Origin of the sequence: uncultured Roseovarius sp., from assembly GCF_963972555.1 — a bacterium.
In the GTDB taxonomy this organism is placed as follows: Bacteria; Pseudomonadota; Alphaproteobacteria; order Rhodobacterales; family Rhodobacteraceae; genus Roseovarius; species Roseovarius mucosus.
The window spans coordinates 142,285-164,667 of record NZ_CAXAUM010000005.1 but is presented as its reverse complement, the minus strand read 5'-3'; the positions used below and the strand labels follow the sequence as shown (position 1 = coordinate 164,667).

Sequence of the window (22,383 nt, the reverse complement as noted above, 5' to 3'; positions counted from 1 at the left end):
CCTTAGCCCGAAACGTTGAACCGCGCGGTCGCTAGGCCGCGGGACGGCCCAGCGATCCGCGCGGCGGGCTTCGCCCTTGATTCCGCGCGGGGCGATTGGGGCCAAGGGCATCTCGGTGCCAGCCCGGTCAGCTGGCGAGCGCGTCCAGAACCCGTGCCCAGCTTCGGATGCCTTTGTGAAAGCTCTGCACATTGTATTTCTCATTCGGCGAGTGGATGGCGTCATCCTCTTGGGCAAAGCCGATGAGCATGGCGTCGAGGCCGAGGATCTCTTTGAAAAATCCCGCAATCGGGATGGAGCCGCCCATGCCGGTAAAGACCGCCTCGCGCGCCCATTCGTCCGAGAGCGCCTGACGGGCGGCCTCGAACTCGGGGCGGTTGATGTTCATCACGGCCGCGGGCGAGCCGTCGAGATCCTGATTCCAGGTGATCTTGGCATCGGGCGAGAGGCGATCCTCGACGTGTTTGCGGACCTTTTGGCGGAGTTTGTCGGGGTCCATGTCGCCCACCAGCCGGCAGGTCAGTTTGCAATGGGCCTCTGACGGGATCACGGTTTTTGTGCCGGCCCCTTGATAGCCCCCCCAGAGGCCGTTGATTTCCAGCGTGGGGCGCGCCCATTGCTGGACGAGGGCGGAATATCCTGCCTCGCCATGGGCGCGGGTCATGCCCACGGACGACAGGTAATCGTGTTCGTCGAAACCGCAGTTCTCCCACTGGCGCAGCAGGTCGGCGGGCACCTCGTGCACCCCTTCGTAGAAGCCTTCGACCGCGACGCGGCCCGTCTCGTCGTGGAAGGATGCGATGAGGCGCGAGATTTCGCGCAAGGGGTTGAGGGCAGGGCCGCCATAATGGCCCGAGTGCAGGTCGATGCGCGGGCCGGTTATGGTGAACTCATCCTTGAGCATGCCGCGCAGTTGCGAGGCGATGGAGGGCACCCCGGGGGCGACCATGGAGGTGTCGCAGATCAGGGCCAAGTCGGCGGAAAGTTCGGTGGCGTTGTCGCGCATGAAGGGGATGAGCGAGGGCGAGCCTGATTCCTCTTCGCCCTCGAAGAAGAAGGTGATGCGGCAGGGCAGTGCGCCGGTCACGTCGCGATAGGCGCGGCAGGCCTCGACGAAGGTCATGAGTTGGCCCTTGTCATCGGAGGCCCCGCGCGCGCGGATCACTTTTCCGTGCGGGGTGTCCTGAATTTCAGGCGCGAAGGGATCCGTGTGCCAGAGCGCCAGGGGGTCGACCGGCTGCACATCGTAATGCCCATAGAAAAGCAGGTGCGGCCCAGTGGCATCCGTTGGTCCGTCGATATGCCCCACGACCATGGGGCGGCCCGGAGTTGCGCGCTTTTCTGCCGTGACGCCAAGGGTTTGCAGGTCTGCGACGAGCCAATCTGCAGCGGCCTCGCAATCGCCCGCATAGGCGGGATCGGTCGAGATCGAGGGAATGCGCAAGAGCCCGGTCAGCCGGTCGAGGGCGGCGGGCAATTGGTCGTCGATGCGGGAAAGAACGGCGGAAAGCGACATGGCGGGCCTTTGGGTTTGAGTATTGTCGCGCGTGAGGGTATCAGGCCAATCGGGGCTGTCCAGTCACTTGACCCAAGTCAAGGAGAGGGGCAGCGTCAATTTGTAACCTGTTGCGTGAGGGGAATGTATTTTATATCCATTCCAAATATTGAATAGGTGGCGCGACTTGCCGCCCAAGACCCGAAAGGCGGCTGGCCCCGTCGCTCGGTGACGATCAGGAAGGAAACGCCAGTGGATTACGAAGCCAAGCTGGATCAGGCGATCGACCGTTTGCATCAGGAAGGTCGCTATCGCACCTTTATCGACATCGAGCGGAAGAACGGCAATTTCCCCCATGCAGTATGGCGCAAGCCGGGTGGCGCGGAGCAGCCGATCACGGTTTGGTGTGGCAATGATTACCTGGGCATGGGCCAGCATCCGGTTGTCCTGAGCGCGATGCATGAGGCGATTGACGCCACGGGCGCGGGATCGGGCGGCACGCGCAACATTTCCGGCACCACGGTCTATCACAAGCGGCTTGAGGCGGAATTGGCCGATCTGCATGGCAAGGAAGCGGCGCTGCTCTTTACCTCGGCCTATATCGCCAATGACGCGACGCTGAGCACGCTGCCCAAGCTCTTTCCGGGGCTGATCATCTATTCCGATGCGCTGAACCATGCCAGCATGATCGAGGGCGTGCGCCGCAACGGGGGCGCCAAGCGGATTTTCCGGCATAATGACGTCGCACATCTGCGCGAGTTGCTGGCGGCGGATGATCCTGCCGCGCCCAAGCTTATTGCCTTTGAGAGCGTCTATTCGATGGACGGCGATTTTGGCCCCATCGAGGCGATTTGCGATCTGGCGGACGAATTCGGCGCGCTGACCTATATCGACGAGGTGCATGCCGTAGGCATGTATGGCGCGCGCGGGGCGGGGATTTGTGAGCGGGACCGCTTGATGCACCGGCTGGATATCATCAACGGCACGCTGGCCAAGGCCTATGGCGTGATGGGCGGCTATATCGCGGCCTCGGCCAAGATGTGCGACGCGGTCCGCTCTTATGCGCCCGGTTTCATTTTCTCGACCTCGCTGGCCCCGGCGCTGGCGGCGGGGGCCACGGCCTCGGTCGCGTTCCTCAAGACGGCCGAGGGGCAAAAGCTGCGAGATGCGCATCAGACGCAGGCGAAAATCCTCAAGACGCGCCTCAAGGGCATGGGCCTTCCGATGATCGACCATGGCAGCCATATCGTGCCGGTGATCGTGGGCGACCCTGTGCATACCAAGAAGCTGAGCGACATGCTGCTCGAGGGCTATGGCATCTATGTGCAGCCGATCAATTTCCCGACCGTGCCGCGCGGCACCGAGCGGCTGCGCTTTACCCCCTCGCCGGTACATGGACCCAAGGAAATGGATGCGCTGGTGCGCGCGATGGATGAGCTGTGGAGCCATTGTGCGCTGAATCGCGCCGAAATGGCGGGCTGATCCCTCTGCGCGTGCATTATACCTTGCCTTGTGTTAACGTCTGATAAAGAAAAGTTCAGAGTTCGAATCGGGACATTCGGGCAGCTGGGCAAGACACTCGAGAGGCAGGGGCGCATGATCGGGCGGCGATTTTCGCGGAAGGCCGAAGTTGAAGAGGTTGAAGCCCGTGGCTTTGACGCCTTCGAATTGCGCCTTGGCGATTTGATGCGCGGCGAGCGCGCGACGCTTGGCAAATCCCTACTGGATGTGGAACGAGAGCTGCGGATCAAAGCCAATTACGTGGCCGCGATCGAGAATTGTGATCCGTCTGCCTTTGATACCCCTGGGTTCATTCCCGGCTATGTCCGGTCCTATGCGCGCTATCTGGGGATGGACCCGGATCAGGCGTTCAAGGTGTTTTGCGAGGAATCCGGATTCTCCATCGCGCATGGAATGTCGGCTGAGGCGTCGTCGATCCGCAAGGCGGGCCCGGTCAAGCCGCGCAAGGCGGCGATGCAGGATCCGTTGATGTCGCCCAGCACGCCGTTTCTGCCCGCCTCGGAGAGTTTCCTGTCGCGGATCGAGCCCGGTGCGATTGGATCGGCGCTGGTGCTGGTCGCGCTGATTGGGGCGATTGGCTATGGCGGGTGGAGCGTGTTGCGACAGGTGCAGCAGGTGCAGCTTGCGCCGGTGGAAAATACGCCTGTCGTCCTGGCCGATCTCGATCCGCTGAGCGGGGCCACGGCGGCAGAGACGGACGCGGGCGAGGATGCCGCATCGGGCGTGTTCCAGCCGCCGCGCGACGAGCGGTTGAGCAGGCTTTACCGCCCCAAGGCGCTAGATGTGCCGGTGATGGTGGCGCGAGATGCGCCGATTTCCACGCTGGACCCGCGCGAAGTGGGCACGCTGAGCCCGGTTGCCCCAGAGGCGGATCGCGACAGCGGTATCGCGCTGGCGCTGCGTGAGGCGCAAGAATTTGACGCGCCGGGCCCGAACCGGCCTCAGGTGGTGGCGGGTGCCATGGCCGAGGTGCAGGTGGTCGCGGTGCGCCCGGCATGGGTGCGGGTGCGCGCCGCCGATGGCAGCGTGATCTACGAGGGTATTCTGAACGCGGGCGACAGCTATGCCGTGCCCGCGACAGAGGAGCCGCCGACGCTGCGCGTTGGCGAATCGGGGGCGATCTATTTCGCGGTCAACGGTCAGCATTACGGGCCTGCGGGCACGCGGGGGGCTGTGACCTCGGGGTTGGCGCTGACGGCGGAGGATTTGACCGGGCGGTATGCGCTGGCAGATATAGAGGCCGATCAGGACCTGATGCGCTATGTCGCCGAGGCCGAGATCGCGCCTGAGGCAGCACCGCAGCAATAAGCCACACGCGATTGCCGCGAACCCCGGCACGGTCTATCGTGCGGGGAACAGTCACCTTAAGTCGAACGGGGTCAGACGCGATGTCGCTCAATCATATCCGCCCGTGGCGCAATATCTATCGCCGCAAGTCCCGTCAGATCATGGTGGGCAACGTCCCCGTGGGGGGGGACGCGCCCATCACCGTGCAGACCATGACCAACACGCTGACCACGGATGTGGCGGGCACGGTGGCGCAGGTGCAGGCGGCGGCAGAGGCGGGGGCGGATATCGTCCGGGTGTCGGTGCCGGACGAGGCAAGTGCCAGGGCGCTGAAAGAGATCGTGCGCGAAAGCCCGGTGCCAATTGTGGCGGACATTCATTTCCATTACCGGCGCGGGATCGAGGCGGCAGAGGCGGGGGCCGCCTGTCTGCGGATCAATCCGGGCAATATCGGCGATGAAAAGCGGGTGCGCGAGGTGATTGCCGCGGCGCGGGATCATGGCTGTTCGATGAGGATTGGTGTCAATGCCGGGTCATTGGAAAAGCATTTGCTGGATAAATACGGCGAGCCGTGCCCCGATGCGATGGTCGAGAGCGGTTTGGAGCATATCCGTATTCTACAGGACAATGATTTCCACGAGTTCAAGATTAGTGTGAAAGCGTCGGATGTGTTCATGGCCGCCGCCGCCTATCAACAATTGGCCGAGGCCACGGACGCGCCGATCCATCTGGGGATCACAGAGGCGGGCGGGCTCATGTCGGGCACGATCAAGAGCGCGATCGGTCTGGGCAACCTCTTGTGGATGGGGATTGGCGATACGATCCGGGTGAGCCTGAGCGCCGATCCGGTGGAAGAGGTCAAGGTTGGCTATGAGATCCTGAAATCGCTGGGCCTGCGGCATCGCGGGGTCAATATCATCTCTTGCCCGTCCTGCGCGCGGCAGGGGTTTGACGTGATCAAGACGGTCGAAGCGCTGGAAAAGCGGCTGGAACATATCAAGACGCCAATGAGCCTGAGCATCATCGGCTGCGTGGTGAATGGCCCCGGAGAGGCGCTGATGACCGATGTCGGCTTTACCGGCGGTGGGGCAGGCAATGGCATGGTCTATCTCGCGGGAAAGCAGAGCCACCGTTTGGACAATGACCAGATGATCGAGCACATCGTCGAACAGGTCGAGCGGCGGGCGGCGGAAATCGAAGCCGAGACAGCGGCGCAGGCGGCGGAGTAGTGCGGTCTTGCTGCGGTTGCGTGATCTGTGCCGCGTTTGCAAAGCACGGAAAACTTGCTAAGGCAGGCGCGAGTTCATTCCATCAGAGGATTCCCGCCCATGAGCAGCATCATCGACATTCACGCCCGCGAAATTCTGGACAGCCGGGGCAATCCCACGGTTGAGGTCGATGTGACGCTGGAGGATGGCACCATGGGCCGCGCGGCGGTGCCGTCGGGGGCGTCCACGGGCGCGCATGAGGCGGTCGAGCGGCGCGATGGCGACAAGACGCGCTATCTGGGCAAGGGCGTGCTGGAGGCTGTGGCCGCCGTCAATGGCGAGATTGCCGAGGCGTTGGCCGGCATGGATGCGACGGAACAGGTCTCGCTCGACATGGCGATGATCGAGCTGGACGGCACGCCCAACAAGAGCCGTCTGGGGGCCAATGCGATCCTCGGCGTGAGCCTTGCCTGTGCCAAGGCGGCGGCGGATTATTCGGGTCAGCCGCTCTATCGTTATGTGGGGGGCACCTCGGCGCGGGTGTTGCCGGTGCCGATGATGAACATCATCAATGGCGGCGAGCATGCCGACAACCCCATCGACATTCAGGAATTCATGATCCTGCCGGTGGCGGCGGAGAATATCCGCGATGCCGTGCGCATGGGGTCTGAGGTATTCCACACGCTGAAAAAGGAACTGTCGGCGGCGGGTCTGGCAACCGGCGTCGGCGATGAGGGCGGCTTTGCCCCGAACCTTTCGAGCACGCGCGACGCGCTGGATTTCATTCTCAAATCCATCGAGAAGGCGGGCTATCGCCCCGGCGAAGAGATTTACCTTGGCCTCGATTGCGCGGCGACCGAATATTACAAAGGTGGCAAATATGAAATTTCTGGCGAGGGATTGAGCCTGAGCAGCGCTGAAAATGTTGCATATTTGCAATCGTTGGTGGCGGACTATCCGATCATCTCGATCGAGGACGGCATGGCTGAGGACGATTGGGAGGGGTGGCGCGCGCTGACCGAGGCGCTGGGCGACAAGGTGCAGCTGGTGGGCGATGACCTGTTCGTGACCAACCCCGCGCGTCTGGCGATGGGGATCGAGCGCGGGTGCGGGAATTCGATGCTGGTTAAGGTCAACCAGATCGGGACGCTGACCGAAACGCTGCAAGCGGTCGATATGGCGCATCGCGCGCGCATGACCAATGTGATGTCGCACCGCTCGGGCGAGACCGAGGACGCCACCATCGCCGATCTGGCGGTGGCCACCAACTGCGGGCAGATCAAGACCGGCAGCCTTGCGCGGTCGGACCGGCTGGCGAAATACAACCAGTTGATCCGCATCGAGGAAATGCTGGGCGAGACCGCGATTTACGCGGGGCGTTCGATCCTCAAGTAAGCGGGCGCGCGACGGGACGGAAAATTGAAAATTTTCCGGGGCGGAATTTTTTCAAAATTCCGGTCCCCCCTGCGCGGTGCTTTTGTTTTTCGCAGATTGGTTTTAGGCTTGGCCAAGGCGCACTGAGGCGTCTTGGCCCGGAGGCGGTCTGGCATGGGAATCGACGATCTGCGCAAGGATGTGGGCGACCAGACCTGGGTCGATGTGCTGCGCGCCATGGACCGGACCTATGCCGAACTGGTCGATTACCAGGAGCAGCTAGAGAGCCGCAATGCGGAGTTGACCAATCTGCGGCATTTCCTGTCGTCGATCATGGTGTCGATCAGCGATTATCTGGTGGTGGCCGATAAACACGGCACGATTGCCGATGCGAGCGCGTCGTTCTGCACGCTGGTGGGGATCGAGGTGGCCGATCTGGTCGGGCGGCCGTTGCGCGATTTCGTGGCGGAGGCCGATACCGGGGGGCTAAGCGCCGCCATGGCCGAAACGGTCGCGCTGCGCCGCACCCATACACAAAACGCCGATCTCGTGACACCCGATGGGCTGGAGCCGGTGGAATTCAGCATCGCGCCGCAATTGGACCGCCGCCGCAAGAGCACGGGTGTCGTGCTGACCGGGCGGCCACTGGGGGCGCTCAAGCGTGCCTATGCCGAGTTGGAGCGCAGCCATGAGGCGCTGAAACAGACCCAAGGGCAATTGGTGCGTAATGAAAAGATGGCCTCACTGGGCCGGTTGCTGGCCGGGGTGGCGCATGAGTTGAACAACCCGATCAGCTTTGTCTACGCCAATACGCATACGCTAGAGAAATACCTTGCCACGTTCGAGACCTATTTCGAGCGGGTGCAGGCAGGGGCGAGCCGAGAGGAACTGGTGGCGCTGCGTGAGGCGCTGAAGCTGGATCGCAACCTCAGGAATCTGGCCCATGTGGTGCAGGGCGCGCGCGACGGGGCCGAGCGGGTGCGCGACATTGTCGAGGATCTGCGGCGTCTGTCGGCGGATGGCGCGGGAGAGATGACCGATTTCGATCTGCTCGAGACCGCGCGTGTCGCGGTCAACTGGATCGAGCGCGGTGCCAAATCCGAGCTGCGGACCAGCTATATGGGGGAGGCGCCCTGTTTGGTGCGGGGGCGGCCGGGGCATATCCAGCAGGTGTTGATGAACCTCGTGCAAAACGCGGTGGATGCAATGGAGGGCATGGCGGACCCGGCGCTGCGGCTTGATCTGCGCTATGAGGGCGCGCGCGCGGTGCTGGAGATCTGCGACACGGGGCCGGGGATTGCGGCGGCGGAGGCACAGGCTATTTTCGATCCGTTCTACACCACCAAGGAGGTGGGCAAGGGCACGGGCCTCGGCCTGTCGATCTCGCACAAGATTGTCGAGGAACATGGCGGCACGCTGGAACTGGTCGAGCGGGCGGGGCCGGGGGCGTGTTTTCGGTTGAGCCTGCCTCGCGGGGGGGCGGCATGAACATTCTCTGGCTGCAATCGGGGGGCTGCGGGGGCTGCACCATGTCGCTCTTGTGTGCCGAAGACCCCAATGTGCTGGCGCTTCTGGCGGGGGCGGGGTTGGAATTCCTCTGGCATCCGACTCTGAGCGAGGCCACCGGCGCGCCGGTGCGGCGCATGTTGGAGGAGATACGCGAGGATAGTCAGGCGCTCGACATTCTCTGTGTCGAGGGGTCGATCCTGCGCGGGCCCAATGGCACCGGGCGGTTTCACATGCTGGCGGGCACCGGTCGGTCGATGCTCGATTGGGTGCGCGATCTGGCACCGCGCGCGGCGCATGTGGTGGCGGTGGGCACCTGCGCCACCTATGGCGGCGTGACCTCTGCGGGCGAAAATCCCGCCGATGCGGTGGGGGTGCAATATGACGGGGCGCTGCCCGGCGGCGCGCTGGCGGCCGATTTTCGGTCGCGTTCGGGCCTGCCGGTGATCAATGTGGCGGGCTGCCCGACCCATCCCGATTGGGTGACGGAGACGCTTCTGATGCTGGCGGCGGGTGAGATGCGCGAAGAGATGCTGGATGGCTACGGGCGGCCGAGGTTCTATGCCGATCACCTGGTGCATCACGCCTGTCCCAAGAACGAGTTTTACGAATATAAGGCGAGTGCCACGCATCTGTCGGAGATGGGCTGCATGATGGAGCATCTGGGCTGCGTGGGCACGCAGGCGGTGGGCGATTGCAATATTCGCAGCTGGAACGGCGAGGGCAGTTGCACACGGGCGGGATACCCTTGCATCAACTGCACCGCACCGGAGTTTGAAGAGCCGGGCCATGGTTTTGCCGAAACACCGAAGTTTGCAGGGATTCCAGTAGGCCTGCCCTCGGATATGCCGAAGGCGTGGTTCATGGCGCTGGCGAGCCTGTCCAAGGCCGCCACCCCGCCGCGCATCGCGCGCAATGCGGTGGCCGACCGGATCACCGTGCCCCCCAGCCTCAAGAAGCCCAAGCCATGAGCGACACACAGCTTCTGGTGGGGCCGTTCAACCGGGTTGAGGGGGATCTCGAAATCCGGCTGGATGTGGCGGAGGGCCGGGTGCGGGCGGCCTATGTCAATTCGCCGCTCTTTCGCGGGTTCGAGCGGATGCTCTTGGGCAAGGGGGCGATGGACGCGCTGACCATCACGCCGCGCATTTGCGGGATATGTTCCATCAGCCAATCGGCGGCGGCGGCGCGGGCCTTGGCGCAGGCGGGCGGTATTGTGCCGGCCCCAGACGGTGAGAAGGTGGCGGCGCTCTTGCACATGGTTGAAAATCAGGCCGATCACATGACGCATTTCAACCTCTTTTTCATGCCGGATTTTGCGCGGGGCACCTATGCCGGGCGGCGCTGGCATGAGCGCGCGGTGGCGCGGTTCACGGCGATGCAGGGCTCGGCGTTGCATGGCGCCTTGGAGGCGCGGGCGCGGCTATTGCATATCGTGGGGCTCTTGGGTGGCAAGTGGCCGCACACATTGGCCATTCAACCCGGTGGGGTGACGCGCGCGCCGTCGCTGCGCGACAAGCTCAGGATGCAGGCCAGTTTGCGGGCGTTTCGCGCCTATCTGGAAGCGGAGATGTTCGGCGCGCCCCTGGAAGCGTTCATGGCACTGGAGAGCGTGGCGGCGCTGGAGGCGTGGGACACGGGCGATGTGGCGCTCTTTCTGGAGATTGCCGTCGATCTCGATCTGGCGGCGATGGGGCGCGGTGCAGGGCGCTATCTGTCCTACGGGGCCTATCCGACGGCGGCGGGGCCGGTTTTTGCGCGCGGCATCTGGGCCGAAGGGGCGCTGGGTGTGTTTGATCCCGCGTTGATCGCCGAGGACCTGAGCCATGCCTGGATGCTGGGCGAGGCGACGCATCCCGACAAGGGGCAGACCGTGCCCGATGAGGCGATGCGCGATCCCGGCTATAGCTGGTGCAAGGCCCCGCGCCTAGGGGGCCTGGGCTATGAGACCGGTGCGCTTGCGCGGCAGGTGGTGGATGGGCATCCGCTCGCGCGCGCGCTTGCCGGTGAAGGCAGCGTGCGGGCACGGATCGTGGGGCGCCTTCTGGAGATTGCGCGCACGCAATTGGTGATGGAGGCGATTCTGGCGGCGATTGACCCCGCGGCGCGTTTCATGGCCGATTGGGCCGCGCCGCGCGACGGGGTAGGGGAAGGTTTGGTCGAGGCGGCACGCGGGGCCTTGGGTCACTGGTGCCGGATCGAGAAAGGGCGCATTGCCTCCTGGCAGATCATCGCGCCGACCACGTGGAATTTCAGCCCGCGCGATGCGGGCGGCGTGCCGGGGCCGCTCGAGGCGGCGCTGGTCGGGGCCGAGGTGCAGCCGGGGGAGGACACACCGATTGCGGTGCAGCATATCGTGCGCAGTTTCGATCCCTGCATGGTCTGCACGGTGCATTGATCGGTGCATTGAGCGGGGAAGGTTGGGGGCGCTGCCCCCGTCCCGGACGCGGTCCGGGACTCCCCCGAGGTATTTGAGGCCAGATGAAAGGCCGGGGTATGGATAAAGGCTGGCGTATCCGGGTGCGCGGGCAGGTGCAGGGGGTGGGATTTCGCCCCTATATCTGGCAATTGGCGCGCAGCATGGGGCTGCGGGGGCGGGTGCTCAACGACCCTGAGGGGGTGTTGATCGAGGCGGCGGGCGAGGCGCTGGCGGACTTTGTCGCGGCCATTCCGAGCCGCGCGCCGGTTCTGGCGCGGGTCGACGCGGTGACGCATGAGGGGGCGGTGTTCGATCTGCCCGAGGGATTCGAGATTGCCGAGAGTCGCGGTGTTGGTGCCGAGACACGGGTCACGCCCGATGCCGCGAGTTGCCCGGACTGCGTGGCGGAGGTGTTCGCGCCGGGGCGCAGGCAGGGTTATGCCTTCACCAATTGCACCCATTGCGGGCCGAGATTCACCATCCTGCAGGGGTTGCCCTATGACCGGGCGCGCACCACGATGGCGGCGTTTCCGATGTGCGCTGCCTGCCGGGCCGAATATGAGAACCCCGGCGACCGGCGCTTTCATGCGCAGCCCGTGGCCTGTCCGGACTGTGGCCCGCGCATCTGGCTGGAGCCGGGGGCCGGCGAGGCCATCGCGGGGGCGCTGGCGGTGCTGCGGTCAGGGGGGATCGTTGCCGTCAAGGGGCTGGGCGGGTTTCATCTGGCCTGTGATGCGGGCAATGCCGGTGCTGTGGCGCTCTTGCGCGCGCGCAAGCGGCGGCCTGCGAAGCCCTTTGCGCTGATGGGCACGCTGGCGATGATCCGCGCGGCCTGTTCCGTGTCCGAGGCCGAGGCGGCGCTCTTGCGCGACCCGGCGGCACCGATTGTCCTGTTGCGGAAGGGGGCGGAGGTGTTGCCGGAAGAGGTGGCGCCGGGGCAGGCGGTGCTGGGCTGGATGCTGCCCTATACGCCGTTGCATCATCTCTTGATCGCCGAATTTGGCGGGCCGCTGGTGATGACCTCGGGCAATCTCTCGGGCGAGCCGCAGGTGATCGGCAACGAAGAGGCGCGCGAGAAGCTGGGGGCGTTTGCCGATGCTTTCCTGATGCATGACCGAGCGATTGCGCGGCGGCTGGATGACAGCGTGGAGCGCGCCGCGCCGCCGATGGTCTTGCGCCGGGCGCGGGGGCGGGTGCCGGGCACGCTGCCCTTGCCCGAGGGGTTCGAGACCGCGCCGCAGGTGGTGGCCTATGGCGGGCAGATGAAGGCGGCGATGTGCCTTTTGAAGAACGGTCAGGCGCTTTTGGGGCATCACTTGGGCGAGTTGGACGAGGCGCTGACATGGGAGGCGTTTCTGGCGGCGGATGCGGATTATGCAGCCCTTTTCGATCATGCGCCGGAGGTGGTGGCCTGCGATCCGCATCCCGGCTACCGGGCGACGCAAGCCGCCCATAGGCGCGGCCTGCCGGTCATCGAGGTGCAGCATCATCACGCGCATATGGCCGCCTGCATGGCCGAGAATGGCTGGCCGCTGGGCGGCGGTCCGGTGGCGGGGATCGTGCTGGACGGGGTGGGGCTTGGCCCCGATGGCACGATCTGGGGCGGTGAGCTGCTGTTGGGCGATTATCTTGGGTTTGAGCGGCGCGGCTGGCTGAGCCCGGTCGCAATGCCGGGAAGTGACAGAGCGAGCCGCGAGCCTTGGCGCAATGCGCTGGCGCAGCTTGATGCGGCCGGGCTGGAGTATCTGGCCGACGAGATGTTCGGGGCGCATCCGCTGACGGTGCTGCGGCAGGCGGTGCGCGCGGGGGTGAATGCCCCGCTGACGTCGTCGGCCGGGCGGCTTTTCGATGCCTTTGCGGCGGTACTGGGATTTGCAGGCGCGCAGACCTATGAGGGCGAGGCGGCGATGGCGCTGGAGGCGCGGGCGGTCTTGGAAGATGTGGGGGCCTATCCGCTGGGCGGGGGTGAGGGCGAGATCGAGACTGGACCGCTGTGGCAGGCCTGGGCGCGGGACCGCGCGGCGGGGGTCGCGCCCGATGTGATGGCGGCGCGGTTTCATGCCGGGCTGGCGCAGGGCTTTGCCGCCCGCGCGCGGGCGCTGGTGGAGCGGGGCGAGGCGCGCGCTGTGGCGCTGTCGGGGGGGTGTTTCCAGAATGCGCTGTTGCTTGAGATGACCGTCGCGGCGCTGGGGGATGTGCCGGTGCTGATCCACCGCCGCACGCCGGCCAATGATGGCGGTCTGGCGCTGGGGCAGGCGGTGGTTGCGGCGGCGCGGGCGGTAAGCGGCTGACCGGTTGCGGCGTGGGGGCGGTTAGCGACTGGCCGGTTGAGCGGCGCGACCTCTGCATCAGGGGCGGACAAGCCCATGATTTCGTTTCAAATTATTATCCCGGTGAGAGAGTCGCCTTTTCTTGGACAGGCGCTATGCGGCTTGGTCTGATGGCCCGTGAGGGGATGTATACGCATGCATCCCAAGGGGGACATCGAGGGAGGACCAGCCGTGAGCCAGATCGAAACCTTTTATGATGTGATGCGCAGGCAGGGGATCACCCGGCGCAGTTTCATGAAATACTGCTCTTTGACCGCCGCAGCCTTGGGGCTGAGCCCGGCCATGGTGCCGCGTATCGCACATGCGATGGAGACCAAGCCGCGCACGCCGGTCATTTGGGTGCATGGGCTGGAATGCACCTGCTGTTCGGAAAGTTTCATACGCTCGGCGCATCCTTTGGCCAAGGATGTCGTGCTGTCGATGATCAGCCTTGATTACGACGACACGCTCATGGCGGCGGCGGGGCATGCGGCCGAGGCGGCCTTTGAAGAGACCATCGCGAAATACCGGGGCAATTACATCCTGGCGGTTGAGGGCAATCCGCCGCTCAACGAGGATGGGATGTTCTGCATCACCGGCGGCAAGCCCTTTGTCGAAAAGCTGCGCCATGCGGCGAAGGATGCCAAGGCGATCATTTCCTGGGGTGCCTGTGCGTCCTATGGCTGTGTGCAGGCCGCCAAGCCCAACCCGACCCAGGCGACGCCCGTGCACAAGGTCATCACCGACAAGCCGATCATCAAGGTGCCGGGATGTCCGCCGATTGCCGAGGTGATGACCGGGGTCATCACCTATATGCTCACCTTTGACCGTCTGCCGGAGCTGGACCGGCAGGGGCGGCCGGCGATGTTTTACGGTCAGCGTATTCATGACAAGTGCTATCGTCGGCCGCATTTCGATGCGGGCCAGTTCGTCGAGGCGTGGGATGATGAGAACGCGCGCAAGGGCTATTGCCTCTACAAGATGGGGTGCAAGGGGCCGACCACCTATAACGCCTGTTCCACCGTGCGCTGGAATGAGGGCGTGAGCTTTCCCATTCAATCGGGCCATGGCTGTATCGGCTGTTCCGAGGATGGGTTCTGGGATCAGGGCAGTTTCTATAACCGGGTGACGGATCTGACGCAGTTCGGGGTTGAGGCCAATGCCGACAAGGTGGGCATGGCCGCCGCCGGTGTGGTGGGGGGCGCTGTGGCGGTTCATGCCGCCGTTTCGGCGCTGAAGGCCGCGCAGAAGAAGACCCAGACGCAAACCAGCAAAGAGGAGGCATAAGCCATGACTGTAACCCCGAACGGCTTTGACCTCGACAATACCGGCCGCCGCATCGTGGTGGACCCGGTCACGCGGATCGAAGGGCATATGCGCTGCGAAGTGAACGTGGACGAGCAGGGCGTCATTCGCAACGCGGTCTCGACCGGCACCATGTGGCGTGGGCTGGAGGTGATCCTCAAGGGCCGCGATCCGCGCGACGCCTGGGCCTTTACCGAGCGGATTTGTGGTGTCTGCACCGGCACGCATGCGCTGACATCGGTGCGTGCGGTTGAGGATGCGCTGGGCATCACGATCCCGGACAATGCCAATTCCATCCGCAATATCATGCAGTTGAACCTGGAAATTCACGACCACGTGGTGCATTTCTATCATCTGCACGCCCTCGACTGGGTCAATCCGATCAACGCGCTGCGGGCCGATCCCAAGGCGACGAGCGAGTTGCAACAGGCCGTGAGCCCGTCGCATCCGTTGTCCTCGCCCGGCTATTTCCGCGATGTGCAGAACCGGCTCAAGAAATTCGTCGAGAGCGGGCAGCTTGGCCTCTTCAAGAACGGCTATTGGGACAATCCCGCCTATCTCTTGCCGCCCGAGGCGGATCTGATGGCGACGACGCATTACCTTGAGGCGCTCGACCTGCAAAAGGAGATCGTCAAGGTTCATACGATCTTTGGCGGCAAGAACCCGCATCCCAACTGGCTGGTGGGGGGCGTGCCGTGCCCGATCAACGTCCATGCCACGGGCGCGGTGGGCGCGATCAACATGGAGCGGCTGAACATGGTCAGTTCCATCATTGACCTGTGCAACGAGTTCAATCGCAACGTCTATCTGCCGGATGTGATCGCCATTGGTGGGTTCTACAAGCAATGGCTGCATGGTGGCGGGCTGTCGGGCAAATCGGTCATGGCCTATGGGGATTTTCCCGAGAATCCCAATGACTTCACCCCCGCCAACCTGCATCTGCCGCGCGGGGCCATCATCAATGGCAACCTCAACGAGGTGCATGAGGTCGATGTGCGCGATCCTGAGCAGATTCAGGAATTCGTCGATCACAGCTGGTATCGCTATGGCGAGGCGGGCAAGGGGCTGCATCCCTGGGATGGGGAAACGCAGGCCAATTACGAGCTGGGGCCCAATGCCAAAGGCACGCGCACCAATATCGAGCAGATCGACGAGGCGGCGAAATATAGCTGGATCAAGGCGCCGCGCTGGCGCGGGCACGCGATGGAGGTGGGGCCGCTGGCGCGCTATGTCGTGGGCTATGCGCAGGGCCACGAGGACATTCGCAATCAGGTGGATGGCCTCTTGCGGGCGCTCGATGCGCCGTTCGAGGCGATTTTCTCGACCCTCGGGCGGACGGCCGCGCGGGCGCTTGAATCGGAGTATTGCGGGCGGCTGCAAAAGCATTTCTTCGACAAGCTGGTGCAGAACATCAAGAACGGCGATGAAAGCACCGCCAATATTGCCAAATGGGATCCGAGCACATGGCCCAAGGAGGCCAAGGGCGTGGGCATGACCGAGGCACCGCGCGGCGCGCTGGGCCATTGGATCAAGATCAAGGATGGCCGCATCGAGAACTATCAATGCGTGGTGCCGACCACCTGGAACGGCAGTCCGCGTGACACGGCGGGCAATATCGGGGCCTTTGAGGCGTCGTTGATGAATACGCCGATGGAGCGCCCCGACGAGCCGGTCGAAATTCTGCGCACGCTGCACAGTTTCGATCCGTGCCTCGCCTGTTCGACGCATGTGATGTCGGAAGAGGGTGCCGAGTTGACCACCGTCAAGGTCCGTTGAGCCAAGGGAGGGCAGGGCTATGAAATACGCGATTACGATCTATCTGGCTGGCGCGGGGGCCGCACTTGCGCATGGGGGCCATGATCTGAGCCTGCCGCAAGAGGGGCTGGCGCATTGGCTGGCGGCACCTGTGCATGCGCCGGGGCTGATCCTATTGGCGGCGGTGCTGGGTGGGCTGGCGGTCTGGCGCGTCGCGCGTCGCCGGGAATGAGGGGGGCCTGCCATGAGCACGAGCGAGAGCGGGCTGCATGACGTGGACGAGAGCGATCTCGCCACAGTCAGCCGACAGACGAGCGTCTATGTCTACGAGGTGCCGGTGCGGCTCTGGCACTGGATCAATGCGCTGGCGATCATGGTCCTCTGCGTGACGGGCTATTTCATCGGCTCGCCGCCGCCGTCGATGCAGATTGCCGAGGCCACGCATCAGTTTGTCTTTGGCTATATCCGGTTCGCGCATTTCGCGGCGGGGTGGATATTGGCGATCGGCTTTCTCGGGCGGATGTATTGGGCGATCTTCGGCAATCACCACGCGCGGCAGCTATTCTATGTGCCGATCTGGCGCGGGTCCTGGTGGCGCGAGGTGTTTTTCGAGGTGCGGTGGTATCTGTTTCTGGAACGTGCCCCCAAGAAATACGTGGGCCACAACCCGCTCGCACAACTGGCGATGTTCTGTTTCATCACGCTGGGGGTGAGTTTCATGATCGTCACGGGGCTGGCGCTCTATTCCGAGGGGCTGGGCAAGGAGAGCGGGCTTTATGCGCTCTTTGGTTGGGTATTCACGCTGTTCGGTAACAACCCGCATCTGGTGCATACCTATCATCATCTGGGGATGTGGTGGATCGTGATCTTCATGATCGTGCATATCTATGTGGCGATCCGCGAGGATATCATGAGCCGTCAATCCATCGTTTCGACGATGATTTCGGGCACGCGCACCTTCAAGGATGATCTGCCGGACTGAAAAGCGGATCACCACTGGAGAGAGACTCAGAAAAGCGGGCTTTCGGCCCGCTTTTTTCATTTGGATGATTTGTGTTCGATTTGGTGTTATAATGAAAAGTAACTTTGCATCTTGGCGCGATCCTGAATGCTAATCCTCTGTTTTTAATTCACTTTTTATAAGCCCATGAGGAGCGGATTTTGGTGTTCTTTGGCATGCGGTCGCGGCCATTCTGAGCGCAATGAAGGCTTTGGCATGGAGGGGGGGGGGCATGCAACCGAGCGTGCTGATACTGGGCATCGGTAATGTGCTCTGGGCTGATGAGGGCTTTGGCGTGCGCTGTGTCGAGCGGTTGGCAGCGCGCTGGTCCTTTGGGCCGGGCGTGACGGTGCTGGATGGTGGCACGCAGGGGCTCTATCTCTTGCCGTTTCTCGAGGCAGCCGACCGGCTGATCGTGTTCGATGCGGTGGACTACGGCCTGTCCCCCGGCACGATGAAGATCGTCGAGGACGAGGCCGTGCCCGCCTTTATGGGTGCGAAAAAGATGAGCCTGCATCAGACCGGGTTTCAGGATGTGATCGCGACGGCGCAATTGATGGGCTATTGCCCCGAGCACCTGTTGCTGATCGGCTGTCAGCCCGAGGAGTTGGAGGATTACGGCGGGGGGCTGCGCGATGTCGTGGCGGCGCAGATTGATCCCGCCATCGAGGTGGCGCTGGCGCGGCTGCGCGACTGGGGTATCGAGATGCGCCCCGGTGTGAGCGATGCCACCTATCTGGCCGATCCGTCGATCCGGCAGGACGCCTATGAAGCGGGCCGTCCGAGTGCCGATGCCGCCTGTCGTGTGGGCGATGCGCGATTCTTTCCCGGTGAGGGCTGAGCGATGTGTGTGGGGATTCCCATGCAGGTTCTGTCAGTCGACGGAATCGCCGCGCGCGCCACGGATGGCGAGGGCGAGGCGCTGATTGATCTGACGCTGACAGGGGCCTTGGCCCCCGGCACATGGGTTCTGACCCATCTGGGGGCTGCGCGCGAGGTGCTGGACGAGGCCGAGGCGGTCAAGATCGCCGCCGCCGTGCGCGCGCTCAAATCCATCATGGCGGGGGGCGGCATGGGCGATGCCTTTGCCGATCTCGAGGCGCGCGCGCCTGCCCTGCCGTCGCATTTGGAAGCCGCCCGCGTCGCGGGCAAGACCACCGCATGAGAGAGGGAACGCCATGACGCATCCGTTGATTGACCGGCTGAGTGCCGAATTGGGCTGGCCCTGTCTGGAGAGCCACGACGATCTGACCGCCTATGTCGCGCGCGAGGGGGTGCATGTGCTCTTTGTGCCCGGTGATCCCGCGCGCAACCTGGAAAGTGCCGATGTGGCGGTGATCCTGCCCGAATTGCGCATGGCCTTTCAGGGACGGTTCGATTGCGCCGTGGTGGGCGACACCATCGAGGCAGAGGTGCGCGAGGCGACCCGCGTGCTGAAAACGCCGAGCCTGATTTTCTATCGTGCGGGCGAAGTGATCGGCGCACTGCCCAAGGTGCGCGATTGGGATGACTACATGGCTCGGATCACGCAGATCCTGACCCGCAGCAACGCCGCCTGAGGAGGGCATCACATGGTCAGCAATTTTCACCTGCCGCCCACCGGATTTGGCCCCGGATCGCAGCCCTTGGGCGAGGAGGGCGCGGCGCTGGAATATCTGCCGATGCCGCAGGACATGCGCGCCTATTCCCCGCATCTGCCCGAGGTCGAGGTGGACGAGCGCCTGATGCCCGCGCTGGATCTCTTGGGCGAGATTGCCCGTGCCGCCGAGGTGTGCGGCCGCGTCGGGGGCCATCGGCGGTTTGACCTGTCGGGTTTGGATGCCGCCAATCGCGCGCTGATTGCCGAGACGATGGGGGCCGGAGAGGTGGCGATCAAGATCCACGACATTCCGGCGATTGCGGTTCAGGAGAGTGTCTTTGCCGGGGTTTGGGGCCTGAAGGGCGCGGGCGTCGATGCCATCGAGGTCGGGGCGGTGCCCGCACAGGCGCTGAGCCGCGCCTTTGTACCGCGCCGGGCCGGGCGTGAGGTGCCGCGCAGCGCGCAGGTGGTGAACGCGCCGCCGCTCTTGGTCGAACTGCAGGATAAATCGGCGCGGTTCACGCCGGGGACCGAGGTGCATGTGATCAACCTGACGCTGTTGCCCCATACCGAGGCGGATCTGGAGTGGCTGGAGGCGCAGCTTGGCCAGGGATCGGTCGATATTCTCTCGCGGGGCTATGGCAATTGCCGCATTACCGCGACGGCGTTGCCGCATGTCTGGCGGGTGCGGTTCTACAATTCGATGGATGTGCTCATTCTCGACACGTTCGAGGTGACGGTCATGCCCGAGGTGGCGCTGGCCGCACCCGAGGATCTGGGAGATAGCGGCGCGCGCATTCTCGAAGTGCTGGAGGCCATTCGATGAGCGGGTTCGAGGGGTCGTATCTGGGGGCCAATGACAAGATCAGCCCGCAGGCGATCATGGAATGCAAGATCTGCTGGACGCCCTATGACCCGGCGGAGGGTGACGACACGCGCCAGATCGAGGCAGGCACGCCCTTTGTGGCGCTGCCCGAGGATTGGAAATGCCCCAATTGTGATGCGCCCAAGGAGCAATTCCTGGTGGGCGAGGACCTTGGCCACGGTGCCTTGGCCGAGGCGGCGATGATCGGGGCCAAGACACATGCGCTGGTCACGGATTTCACCGAAGTTTGGCATGGCAAGATGCGCGACGTGCCGATTGTCAACAAGCTCTTGCATGTGCAGGCGGTGGGATTCCAGATGCACGAGGGGCGGCCGCTTGGGGTGCTCATCAGCCCGTGGTTCATGAACCTTGTACAATTGCCCGCCGAGGGCGAGGATTGGTCGGCGCTTGTGCCGGGGGCCAAGGAGGTGATCGCTTTCGCCTCGGGCGAGTATGAATTCATCCATAATGTCCGCGAGATGGTGGGGGGCTACAAGGCCTGCTCGCTCTTTTCGCCAATGGGCGAGTTTCGCAGCCAGGCGCAGGCCGTCGATGTGGCGCGGGCGGTGATGGTGGCGCTCTTTCAGGACGAACACCGCGCCGAGACCGACCGCGCCGCCGATATTCGCGCGGCACGCGAGGCAGAATTGGCGGCGATTGAGGTGCCGCCGGCATTGCCCGAGGCCCCGACGCGGCGGCAGGTGATTTCCGCCGGTCTGGCAAGCGAGGGCTGAGGCGATGCTGGACCTTGACCGGACCATGAGCGGTTTGCGTGCGGTGCCTTCACCGCCCTTGCCGCTGGCGCGTCTGGTCGAGGGGCGCGCGGTAGAGGAGGTGGCCGACCTGCTGCCGCGTCTTTTCAACCTGTGCCGGGTGGCACAGACCGTGGCACTGCGCATGGCGCTGGGGTTGGAGAGGATCGAGACCGGCGCGCTGGCAGCCGAGATCGCACGCGAACATGCGTTGAAGCTGAGCGTGGTCTGGCCGGTGCGCCTAGGCCTGCCGGTGCAGGCAGGACAGGAGGCGCTGGGCGGGGAATTTCCGGGCGATGCGGAGGGGTTTTCGCACTACATGCGGGGCGAGGCCGGGATTGCACCGCTCTTGCGCGCGGTGGCGGCGCGGTTTGCACCGGGCGAGGGCGTTTGCGGCGTTTTGCCTGAGGTCACGCCCGCGCGAAGCCTGACCCTGACCGCGCAGGAGAATTCCATCGCGGCGCGGCATCTGGCGCATCCGGTGATGCGTCATGTCGAGAGGCACTATGGGCGTGGGCCGCTCTGGCGGGTGGTGGCGCGGGTGCTGGATTTAAAGGCCGCGGAGCAAGGCAATTTGCCCGTGCCGCACCTGACCCCGGAGGGCGTGGCGATCGCGCCCGCCGCGCGGGGCCTTTATGCAGTGCGGGCCGAGGTCGAGGCGGGCCGGGTGCGGCACCTCTGCCGGGTCACGCCGACGGATCACCTGATGGCTGACGGCGGGATCATGGCGCAGGCGCTTGCCAGCCTGCCACGGGCGAAGCATGCTGAGGCGAGGCTCTTGGTCGATCTGCTCGATCCTTGCGCGCCGGTCACGCTGGAGGGGGGTCATCATGCATGAGATGTCGCTGGTCGAGGGCATCCGCCGGGTGATCGAGGATCAGGCGCGCGCGCATGACTTTGCCCGCGTCAAGGTGCTGCGGGTCGAGATCGGGCGCTTTGCCTGTATCGAGAAACCGGCGTTGGAGTTTGCCTTTGACGTGGTGATGCGCGGCAGCGTCGCGGAAGGGGCGCAATTGGAGATGATCGACCTGGCCGGTCGCGCCATGTGCTACGATTGTGTGGCTGAGGTCGAGATTGCCGAGCGGCTGTCGCCCTGTCCGCTCTGTGGTGGCGGGCGGCTGATGCCGGTGGGGGGCGATGAAATGCGGATCAAGGATATGGAGGTGATCTGATGTGCACGGTTTGCGGATGCGGGACAGGATCGGTCGAGGGGCATCATGGGCATGAGCACCATCACCATCATCACCCCCACCACCACGATCACGGGCATGGCCATGGCGATCTGCATTTCGGCCAGGGGCCTGCCGGGGTCGAGGTGGCGGGGATGTCTCAGGCGCGGTTGATCGAGATCGAGACCGACATTCTGGCCAAGAATGACCGCTATGCCGCGGCGAACCGGGCGCGACTGGCCGAATTGGGCGCGTTTGCGATCAACCTTGTCTCGTCGCCCGGATCGGGCAAGACCACGCTACTGTGCCGGACCATCGAGGCCCTGGGCGCGCAGCCCCTGGCGGTGATCGAGGGCGATCAGCAGACCGCCAACGATGCCGATCGCATTCGCGCCACCGGCGCGCAGGCGGTGCAGGTCAACACCGGCAAGGGCTGTCATCTGGATGGGCATATGGTGGGCCATGCGATGGAGCATCTCGACATCGCGCCCGCCTCGCTGCTCTTTATCGAGAATGTCGGCAATCTGGTCTGTCCTGCGGCCTTTGATCTGGGCGAGGATTGCAAGGTGGCGATCCTGAGCGTGACCGAAGGCGAGGACAAGCCGCTGAAATATCCCGACATGTTCACCGCCGCTCGGCTGGCGCTGCTGAACAAGGTCGATCTGGCCCCCCATTGCGATGTCGATCTGGACCTCTACGAGGCCAATCTGACCCGCGTCAATCCGGGGCTGGAGGTGATCCGCGTCTCGGCGCGCACCGGCGAAGGGATGGACCGCTGGTTGGGGTGGTTGCAAGGCAGGCTGGCGCAGAAATCCAACCGCGCGGCGGCGGAGTAGAAG

Annotated in this window: 21 protein-coding genes; 20 read left to right on the top strand and 1 reads right to left on the bottom strand. The window is 64.2% G+C overall.

Going from position 1 to position 22,383, the window contains the following annotated elements:
* Positions 1-127: 127 nt before the first annotated feature.
* On the bottom strand, positions 128-1,516 hold the full coding sequence (locus AACZ65_RS07150; RefSeq protein ID WP_339669391.1) for a M20/M25/M40 family metallo-hydrolase: 1,389 nt from the start codon (positions 1,514-1,516) through the stop codon (positions 128-130).
* Positions 1,517-1,747: 231 nt separating this feature from the next.
* On the opposite strand from AACZ65_RS07150, the gene hemA reads away from it, so the two are divergent.
* The 20 genes from hemA (at position 1,748) to hypB (ending at position 22,380) form a co-directional block, all read left to right on the top strand.
* The gene (gene hemA, locus AACZ65_RS07145; protein ID WP_339669389.1) at positions 1,748-2,977 is read left to right on the top strand and encodes a 5-aminolevulinate synthase; all 1,230 of its coding nucleotides are present in this window, start codon (positions 1,748-1,750) and stop codon (positions 2,975-2,977) included.
* 114 nt (positions 2,978-3,091) lie between these two features.
* Positions 3,092-4,324, top strand: a complete 1,233-nt coding sequence (locus AACZ65_RS07140) for a RodZ domain-containing protein (protein ID WP_339669386.1) — start codon at positions 3,092-3,094, stop codon at positions 4,322-4,324.
* 80 nt (positions 4,325-4,404) lie between these two features.
* The gene (gene ispG / locus AACZ65_RS07135) at positions 4,405-5,532 is read left to right on the top strand and encodes a flavodoxin-dependent (E)-4-hydroxy-3-methylbut-2-enyl-diphosphate synthase (RefSeq protein WP_339669384.1); all 1,128 of its coding nucleotides are present in this window, start codon (positions 4,405-4,407) and stop codon (positions 5,530-5,532) included.
* 99 nt (positions 5,533-5,631) lie between these two features.
* Complete coding sequence (gene eno, locus AACZ65_RS07130) at positions 5,632-6,906, top strand: phosphopyruvate hydratase (protein WP_339669382.1); 1,275 nt, start codon at positions 5,632-5,634, stop codon at positions 6,904-6,906.
* Positions 6,907-7,059: 153 nt separating this feature from the next.
* Positions 7,060-8,373, top strand: coding sequence for an ATP-binding protein (locus AACZ65_RS07125; protein WP_339669380.1), 1,314 nt, complete (start codon positions 7,060-7,062; stop codon positions 8,371-8,373).
* Positions 8,370-9,362: a HupU protein gene (locus AACZ65_RS07120; protein WP_339669377.1), complete on the top strand. Its 993-nt coding sequence runs from the start codon at positions 8,370-8,372 to the stop codon at positions 9,360-9,362. The genes AACZ65_RS07125 and AACZ65_RS07120 overlap by 4 nt, the downstream gene beginning before the upstream one ends.
* The gene (locus tag AACZ65_RS07115) at positions 9,359-10,789 is read left to right on the top strand and encodes a nickel-dependent hydrogenase large subunit (RefSeq protein WP_339669376.1); all 1,431 of its coding nucleotides are present in this window, start codon (positions 9,359-9,361) and stop codon (positions 10,787-10,789) included. Before AACZ65_RS07120 ends, AACZ65_RS07115 begins: the two co-directional genes overlap by 4 nt.
* Positions 10,790-10,887: 98 nt before the next feature.
* On the top strand, positions 10,888-13,101 hold the full coding sequence (gene hypF / locus AACZ65_RS07110; RefSeq protein ID WP_339669374.1) for a carbamoyltransferase HypF: 2,214 nt from the start codon (positions 10,888-10,890) through the stop codon (positions 13,099-13,101).
* A gap of 210 nt (positions 13,102-13,311) precedes the next feature.
* A complete protein-coding gene (locus AACZ65_RS07105; RefSeq protein ID WP_037269870.1) occupies positions 13,312-14,406 on the top strand; it encodes a hydrogenase small subunit in 1,095 nt (364 codons plus the stop codon).
* Positions 14,407-14,409: 3 nt separating this feature from the next.
* Positions 14,410-16,200 (top strand): nickel-dependent hydrogenase large subunit, encoded by a 1,791-nt coding sequence (locus tag AACZ65_RS07100; RefSeq protein ID WP_339669367.1) that lies wholly within the window; start codon positions 14,410-14,412, stop codon positions 16,198-16,200.
* Positions 16,201-16,219: 19 nt separating this feature from the next.
* A complete protein-coding gene (locus AACZ65_RS07095; protein ID WP_037269223.1) occupies positions 16,220-16,411 on the top strand; it encodes a hypothetical protein in 192 nt (63 codons plus the stop codon).
* Positions 16,412-16,423: 12 nt separating this feature from the next.
* On the top strand, positions 16,424-17,161 hold the full coding sequence (gene cybH / locus AACZ65_RS07090; protein WP_339669363.1) for a Ni/Fe-hydrogenase, b-type cytochrome subunit: 738 nt from the start codon (positions 16,424-16,426) through the stop codon (positions 17,159-17,161).
* A gap of 250 nt (positions 17,162-17,411) precedes the next feature.
* Positions 17,412-18,020 carry a HyaD/HybD family hydrogenase maturation endopeptidase gene (locus AACZ65_RS07085; RefSeq protein ID WP_339669360.1) on the top strand — a complete coding sequence of 203 codons (609 nt, stop codon included), beginning with the start codon at positions 17,412-17,414 and terminating at the stop codon, positions 18,018-18,020.
* A 3-nt stretch (positions 18,021-18,023) separates the two neighbouring features.
* Positions 18,024-18,344, top strand: a complete 321-nt coding sequence (gene hypC / locus AACZ65_RS07080; protein WP_339669357.1) for a HypC/HybG/HupF family hydrogenase formation chaperone — start codon at positions 18,024-18,026, stop codon at positions 18,342-18,344.
* A gap of 13 nt (positions 18,345-18,357) precedes the next feature.
* Positions 18,358-18,738 carry a hydrogenase accessory protein gene (locus AACZ65_RS07075; protein ID WP_339669355.1) on the top strand — a complete coding sequence of 127 codons (381 nt, stop codon included), beginning with the start codon at positions 18,358-18,360 and terminating at the stop codon, positions 18,736-18,738.
* 12 nt (positions 18,739-18,750) lie between these two features.
* Positions 18,751-19,584 carry a hydrogenase expression/formation protein gene (locus AACZ65_RS07070; RefSeq protein WP_339669353.1) on the top strand — a complete coding sequence of 278 codons (834 nt, stop codon included), beginning with the start codon at positions 18,751-18,753 and terminating at the stop codon, positions 19,582-19,584.
* Positions 19,581-20,357 carry a [NiFe]-hydrogenase assembly chaperone HybE gene (hybE, locus tag AACZ65_RS07065; protein ID WP_339669351.1) on the top strand — a complete coding sequence of 259 codons (777 nt, stop codon included), beginning with the start codon at positions 19,581-19,583 and terminating at the stop codon, positions 20,355-20,357. Before AACZ65_RS07070 ends, hybE begins: the two co-directional genes overlap by 4 nt.
* A 4-nt stretch (positions 20,358-20,361) precedes the next feature.
* A complete protein-coding gene (locus AACZ65_RS07060; RefSeq protein WP_339669348.1) occupies positions 20,362-21,213 on the top strand; it encodes a hypothetical protein in 852 nt (283 codons plus the stop codon).
* Positions 21,206-21,547 carry a hydrogenase maturation nickel metallochaperone HypA gene (gene hypA, locus AACZ65_RS07055; RefSeq protein WP_339669345.1) on the top strand — a complete coding sequence of 114 codons (342 nt, stop codon included), beginning with the start codon at positions 21,206-21,208 and terminating at the stop codon, positions 21,545-21,547. The genes AACZ65_RS07060 and hypA overlap by 8 nt, the downstream gene beginning before the upstream one ends.
* Positions 21,547-22,380, top strand: coding sequence for a hydrogenase nickel incorporation protein HypB (gene hypB, locus AACZ65_RS07050; protein WP_339669342.1), 834 nt, complete (start codon positions 21,547-21,549; stop codon positions 22,378-22,380). Before hypA ends, hypB begins: the two co-directional genes overlap by 1 nt.
* The last annotated feature ends 3 nt before the right edge of the window (positions 22,381-22,383 follow it).